Origin of the sequence: Megasphaera cerevisiae DSM 20462 (assembly GCF_001045675.1) — a bacterium.
Taxonomy (GTDB): Bacteria; Bacillota; Negativicutes; order Veillonellales; family Megasphaeraceae; genus Megasphaera; species Megasphaera cerevisiae.
The window spans coordinates 42,250-49,680 of sequence record NZ_LEKT01000021.1; the positions used below are offsets into that span (position 1 = coordinate 42,250).

Consider the following 7,431-nt stretch of genomic DNA (forward strand, 5'->3'; position numbering starts at 1 on the left):
GACAACATATGCCTCCTCAGTGAACTAAATGTCCTTTCAACACCCAGGTCTGGCCCTTGTCGACAGCAACGGGAACCGTGTCACCGACAGCTGCGGTTCCGTCATTTTCCCAAATAATCATCTTATTTCCTGTCGTCCTGCCAAACCAATTATTTTCATCATTCTTTGTCGGGCCTTCTACAATCACATCATAGACCTGATGCTCCATGCTTTGATTATGTTCCAAACTAAACACATTTTGCACATCCATAAGCCGCTGCAGGCGATGACTTTTTTCTTCCTGCGGAATCTGATCCGGCATCTTAGCTGCGGGAGTACCGGTCCGCGGCGAATAGATAAAGGTATACGCCATGTCGTATTGAACACGCTTCAGCAAATGCAGCGTATCCTGAAACATCGCTTCTGTTTCACCGGGAAATCCGACAATAATATCTGTCGTAAGTACCAAATCAGGTATCCGTTTGCGCGCATACGCTGCCAATTCCAAGTAATGGTCCGTTGTATATCCTCTGTTCATTTTTTTCAACAGCTCGTCCGACCCGCATTGAATAGGCAAATGCATATGATTCACGACTTTTTTGCTTGCAGCAATCGCATCAATCATGGCAAACGTCATATCCTTGGGATGACTCGTCATATATCGCACCCGTTCAATGCCATCGATAGCATCGACGGCTTGTAGAAGATACGAAAAGTCCGTGCCATCCTTCAGATCCATTCCATAGGAATTTACATTCTGTCCCAGAAGAGTGATTTCTTTATATCCCTCGGCAGCAATCTGACGAATCTCCTTAACAATGTCAGCTACAGGGCGGCTTACCTCCCGTCCCCGTACATATGGCACAATACAGTATGTACAAAACTTATTGCAGCCATTCATAATAGGCACCCAGGCAAAAAATTTCTGAAACCGTTTTGCCGGTAAATCATGAAAAGCCGGTATATCCATATCAGCTGCCAAATAATGATCCGAAGCCTTCTGCCGCTCTTCAATAAGCGTAATCAGCTGGTGGATGTTATGCGTGCCAATGACCAAATCGACATGCGGCGCTCTGTCAAAAAGTCTATCCTGCCACTCTTGTGCCATGCAGCCGGTAACAGCAATAAGTAAAGCGGGGTTCCGTTCTTTCAAATGCTTTAATTCACCTATTTTTCCCAGAATTTTCCCCTCCGCCGTTTCGCGGACACAGCAGGTATTCAGTAAAATGACATCTGCTAATTCCATATCCTCAGTCTTATGATATCCCAACGCCTCAAGCTGGCCGGCATAGCGTTCGCTGTCGCTTTCGTTCATTTGACACCCGTACGTCTGAATAAACCAGAATTTATTTTTCATTGCATCCATTGTATATTCTCTCCGTTTATATATATATCTTTAATAATGTTTTACATTATATAATACCATATAGTAAAGGAAATAAGCAATAAAAAAGGAACCGTCTCCGGCCGGTTCATCTTTCAAAAGGTATCTTTCATCCATGTCTTTTATGCATTCTGAAAAGGTCAATTCAGCAGAATGAACGCAACCTATAAAAAGTCCGGGCCGTTTTCTCTTTACATAGTGTCTTTTCCCTGCTCTTCCGGATATGTCATTCTCCATGAGCTTCTTATCTGCGTCATGATGTCCATAACATCCGCCGTATATTGCAGGTGCATTTCATCGGTTTCTCCCGACAATGATGTTTCCATATCCCGGATTTCATACCATAACGCATCATCACGTTTCCCACTGGAAATAATTTCCTGTCGGGCATCCTCTGTATAGGTAATCACAGCCTTATCCGCCCGGGGATATTCATAAATTTCTATATAGCCCTTATCATATGCGATCATACCGCGCTTAGGTTGTTTGGCATGAAGCGACAGGGAGACAGCAGCCATCTCCTGTCGGGAATTCATCAGCAGAATACCGGCCTGTTCATCTACGCCACTGGACGCAAACTTCACCTGTGACACAATCTGCCCCGGAGTCTCTGCCATGAACCACCTGACGAAGGAAAGCGCATACACACCGATATCTAAAAGGGCGCCGCCTGCCAGAGACCGATTAAAGAATCGATTTGTCATATCATATTCCTTGTAGCTGCCGAAATTCATCTGAATCATGCGCAGCGGTCCCAGTATACCGTCTGCCATTATTTCACGAAGCTTTTTATACAAAGGCATGTGATAAATAGTCATGGCTTCCGCCAAAACCACCTGATTCGCTTCGGCTATGGCTGCCGCAGTTTGCAGTTCCTGTGCATTCAACATAATAGACTTTTCACATAATACATGCTTTCCCTGTCGCAGCGCTTCGCATACATATGAAAAATGCGTATTATGCGGTGTCGAAATATAAATAACATCCACATTTTTATCGGCAAAGAGGTCTTGAATTGTATCATAAACAACAGGAATTCCATGTTGTTCTGCAAAAGAAACTGCATTTGCATGCGTTCTGTTTGCTACGCCATACAGCTGCCGTCCTTTTTTATGCATCGCGTCGGCCAATTGATTGGCAATGACACCACACCCCAAAGTAGCCCAACGGTAATTTTTCATTTGTATACCTCCCAGAGCGAAATGGTATAACCAATTCAACATAATTATTGTATACTGGCAGTATTGAATTTGTCAATCCTTCTCATAAAATATACATAGCCCACTCAAAGTGTCCGTCACTGCCTTCTGTCCCCTCATCCGTGCATCACATACTATATACTTATAATACATTAAAATAGCAGGACAAATGATGATATGCATCTGCCCTGCTATACAAGTAAAAAGAATCATGCCGGCCGGCAAAAAACACCCGATCCATCAGCACATCTCTTATTTTTGATATTTTTTAACGAACCGTGCCATCCGTTTGATCGCTTCTTCAATAGTTTCCATACTAGCAGCATAGGAGATGCGGACAAACCCTTCTCCGTTATCACCAAACGCGGAACCGGGCACTACCGCTACTTCTTCCTCCTGCACCAGCTTTTCACAGAATTCAGACGACGTCATTCCGGTTGAACGGATATCCGGGAAAATGTAAAATGCCCCTTTGGGTTCGAATACAGGCAGCCCCATATCGCATAAGCCTTTATAAATAACCTTGCGGCGGCGGTCATATTCTTGCCGCATTTCTTGTACTTCCTCATCGCATTCCTTCAGCGCGGTAATACCACCGAACTGCGCCTGTGTATTTGCGCACATGATTGCGTATTGATGCAGTTTGAGAATCGGGGCCAGTCCTTCACGAGGCGCGCAGATATAGCCAAGACGCATGCCGGTCATGGCCCAAGCCTTGGAAAACCCGTTAAACACAATAGTCCGCTGCCGCATATCCGGCAATTTAGCAAAGGAAGTAAACTTCACATCCCCATATACTAATTCACAATAAATTTCATCTGCCATAACAACAAGATCATGTTTTTTCACAAATTCGGCAATAGGCAGTAATTCTTCAGCCGTCATCGCCGTACCTGTCGGATTGTTGGGATATCCAATAACAATGGCTTTGGTTTTTGGCGTAACCACTTTTTCCAGTGACTGCACGGTCAGTTTAAAATCATCTTTCGCATAGGTCGGAACAAATACGGCTTTTCCGCCTGCCACCTCTACGGCAGCAGGATACGCCACATATGCCGGATCAGGAATAAGGACTTCATCGCCCGGCTCCGTATATGCCAGCAAGGCCATCGTTAAGCCTTCGGATACCCCTACAGTAACAAGTATTTCATCTTTAGGATCATAATCAACACCATAATGAGTGGAAAAATATGCCGCAATACTTTCACGTAACTCAATCATTCCCGAATTCGCTGTATAACTTGTTTCCTTGTGATCCAGACTGGTCTTCATTGCCTCCAGCACCTTGTCCGGAGCGGCAAAATCTGGTTCACCAATGCTCAATGACAGCACATCCTTGACTTGTGCCGCAATATCAAAAAACTTACGAATACCAGAAGGTTTGATTTGCGTAACGTTTGAAGCCGTTTTACTTTCCCAATTCATAGTATACACCGCCTTATTAAATTCAATGATTATTATATAGTCTGCAAAACGATTGATGGACATGCGGGCCTGCATGCATCTCTTTTTTACATGCACTGGCCGGTATGTATACTTGCTTAATCAAACAGATACTCCAAGCTTCGTACAATCTTGCCATCCTTTACGTATACCCGGGGAACCCTGCGATTAATATTACAAATAATTTCATGGTCTATTGTCCCAATTAAATCGGCCAATTCCTCCAGCGGAAGTGACACGCCATCCTGACTGCCAAATAAAACCACTTCATCGCCTGACTGGACATCAGGAATATCCGTGACATCAATCATGCACTGATCCATACAAATATTTCCCACCTGCCGTGCCCGTCTGCCATGAATGAGCACTTCCGCCCGGTTTGATAAAAGCCTTGGGTAGCCATCAGAATATCCGAGAGGCAGTGTCGCGATTTTTGTCGTTTTTTCTGCTTTGAAATGCCTGCCATAACTCACGGTATCTCCCGCATGAATTATTTTGACATATGTCACACAGCAGCGCAGTGACATGACAGGACGGGGTATGAAGTCTCTGCATCTGACTTCATGTGAGGGATCGTAGCCATATTGAATGATTCCAGGCCGCACCATATCACTACGCAAGTCAGGAAACTCTACCACACCGGCACTATTGCAGCAGTGAAAATAATGAATAGGTACTTTCTGTTCAGCAAGTCGTTTACGGAACCAGGAAAATTGTTCATATTGTTTTTTTGTAAAATCAGTATCCTCCCGGCCAGCCATGTCGGAAACGGCAAAGTGAGTAAACAAACCATCCAGAACAACATTTGAAAGCATAGATATTTTCTGGATTTCTTCGACACTATCTTCACAAGGCCGGTACCCGATACGCCCCATACCGGTGTCTACCGCAATATGCAGATTGACAATACGCCCCTGACGGACCGCTTCATCAGAAAACTGCTTGGCATCCACATAGCGGAATACTGCCCCATCCACGCCATAGGTAATCAGTTCTTCGGCACGCCGGCCGTCAGTGTGGCCTAAGATGATAATTCTGGAAGTAATGCCTGCATGCCGGAGTTCTACTGCTTCATCCAGGCACGCCACCGCCAAACGGTCCGCGCCTTCCCGCAGAAAGGTTTTCGCCACTTCGACAGCCCCGTGTCCATATGCGTTTGCTTTAACAACAGCCGCAATCAAAATATCCGGGCCCGTCATTTTTCGTATATTCCGCATATTATACCCGGCCGCATCCAGATCAATCTGCGCCCAAACCGGCCTTCTTTTAAAATCATTTTCAATAAAATGAATCTCCACACGTATCATCTTCTTTCTACCGAGCTTAGTTATCCCGCATTGTTTCAGCGATTAGAAGGATCCGTGGCATCTCCTTCATAGTGAGCCAGTTCTACTCTGTCCCGTTTATTGATCCCTGCAATATAATATACTGCAATCAATGCGATAAGCCAGATACCGGTTGCAATAATGCCAATTCGTGTATTAGCACTAAACAGAGCTGACACAAGAACAACTGCAAAAAAGAGAATCGTAAAATAGTTTGAATACGGACTGAAAGGCATTTTATACCGAATTTTATCCCGTTGATCAACCGGAATAGATTTGCGATAGCTCATCTGACAAAACAGGATCATAATCCATGTGACCATGCAGGCAAACGCACTGACAGACGTGACAATTTCAAACACGGCTGCTGGCAGGAAGTAATTCAGCGCAACACCTATCAGCATAAACATGACAGAAATGATAATCGCGCGATAGGGAACCTTATTGGCACTGACGGCAGAGAAATATTTAGGTGCCGTTCCCAGCAGGGACAGATTATACAACATCCGTCCGGTGCTGTACACGCCAGAGTTGCAGGAAGACAAGGCCGCAGTAATAACTACAAAGTTTATAATATGAGCCGCACTGCCAATCCCCAGTTCTTCAAAGACCATAACAAAAGGACTGCCGCGGTGACCGATCTGGTCCCAGGGGTATAAGGACATAATAACAAGCAATGCCAAAATATAGAATAAGAGAATTCGATACAGTACCTTATCAATAGCCGCAGATAAGGTTTTTTCCGGATTATGGGCTTCCCCGGCAGTCACCCCGATAACTTCAATGCCAACATAGGCAAACAGCACCATCAGCAGCGTACTGAACACCCCGCTGATCCCATTCGGGAAAAAGCCGCCATGGGCCGTCAGATTACTGAGACCGATAGCCACCCCGTTGTTCCCCAATCCGAAGAAAATCATACCGCAACCAGATATAATCAGGAACACAATAGTAACAATCTTGATCAACGCAAACCAAAATTCAAATTCGCCATACGCTTTGACGGAAATCATATTGGCACACGTCATAAGTGCCAGGGCAATCAGGCAGGTAATCCACTGCGGCAGATCCGGCAGCCACAAATGAACGTATACCCCTACAGCGGTAATTTCTGCCATGCAGGTAACGACCCATACATACCAGTAATTCCAACCAGACACATATCCTGCCAACGGACTTAAAAACTGGTACGCATGCGCACTGAACGAGCCTGAAACAGGATATTCAATCGTTATTTCACCCATGGCACGCATAACAAAAAATATGGCAATACCGGCAACCATGTAGGCAACAACAACAGCGGGACCAGCCTTTTCAATTGCGGACGCAGAGCCTAAAAATAATCCAACGCCAATAGCCCCGCCCAATGCAATTAACTGAATATGGCGTTCCTGCAATCCCCGATTCAACTCTTCATGTACAACCTTGGTGGTGTCTTGGTCACTCATAAATTTGCACCTCTTTCCATATAAATAATCTAACGCACTGTCAATTTCTTTCCGATATTCCAAGGACGTATAAAGCATGACCACGAGCGGCCGCTTCGTGCATAAAAAGTCATTTTCAATAATTAATAGTTAGTTTAAACATGATTTATACGTAATTTATTTTTGCATTTTAATTATAATCTCTTTTCTAAAATAAGTCCATTTTTTTAGTAATTTTTAATCTAATTTTAATTTAATATAAAATTATTAGTAAATAATTTGTATTCATATAAATATTACTGTCATATTATTTGATATATGTAAATGATTTATCTACCGTTATTTAAACGTTTTAGCAATATTCACAGTATCAAATACGCAGTATCAATATTAAGAATTCATTTTCATGATAAACCGTTACATCGTTGGGTTTGTCAAGTTAAGTGTGTAAGTTTTTTTAGGTATCATAAAAGAAGATGCGTTACCAGTGATTGCTGGCTTTAAAATTTCTCGTATTTCAGGATACGAGCTTGCAGCTTATCATCCATAGCCAACTGGTTTCTGACCATCGCCCAGTTCTGGATATGATGCCCTTCCCACTTGGCATAGAGTTCCTTTACCCTGAGATAGAGAACCTTGAAGACAGATTCCTCGCTGGAGAACGAGCCCTTCTT

Annotated in this window: 5 protein-coding genes; all 5 read right to left on the minus strand. The window is 43.8% G+C overall.

The window, feature by feature from the left end; all coding sequences use genetic code 11:
* Positions 1-16: 16 nt before the first annotated feature.
* The 5 genes from miaB to AB840_RS07815 all read right to left on the minus strand — a co-directional run bounded on the left by miaB (position 17) and on the right by AB840_RS07815 (position 6,778).
* Complete coding sequence (miaB, locus tag AB840_RS07795; protein ID WP_048514272.1) at positions 17-1,345, minus strand: tRNA (N6-isopentenyl adenosine(37)-C2)-methylthiotransferase MiaB; 1,329 nt, start codon at positions 1,343-1,345, stop codon at positions 17-19.
* A 209-nt stretch (positions 1,346-1,554) separates the two neighbouring features.
* Positions 1,555-2,544 carry a Gfo/Idh/MocA family protein gene (locus tag AB840_RS07800; protein ID WP_048514273.1) on the minus strand — a complete coding sequence of 330 codons (990 nt, stop codon included), beginning with the start codon at positions 2,542-2,544 and terminating at the stop codon, positions 1,555-1,557.
* Between the two features lie 270 nt (positions 2,545-2,814).
* Positions 2,815-3,987, minus strand: coding sequence for a pyridoxal phosphate-dependent aminotransferase (locus AB840_RS07805; RefSeq protein ID WP_048514278.1), 1,173 nt, complete (start codon positions 3,985-3,987; stop codon positions 2,815-2,817).
* A 116-nt stretch (positions 3,988-4,103) separates the two neighbouring features.
* Complete coding sequence (alr, locus tag AB840_RS07810) at positions 4,104-5,312, minus strand: alanine racemase (protein WP_048514274.1); 1,209 nt, start codon at positions 5,310-5,312, stop codon at positions 4,104-4,106.
* A gap of 35 nt (positions 5,313-5,347) precedes the next feature.
* Positions 5,348-6,778, minus strand: coding sequence for an amino acid permease (locus AB840_RS07815; protein ID WP_048514279.1), 1,431 nt, complete (start codon positions 6,776-6,778; stop codon positions 5,348-5,350).
* Positions 6,779-7,431: the final 653 nt, after the last annotated feature.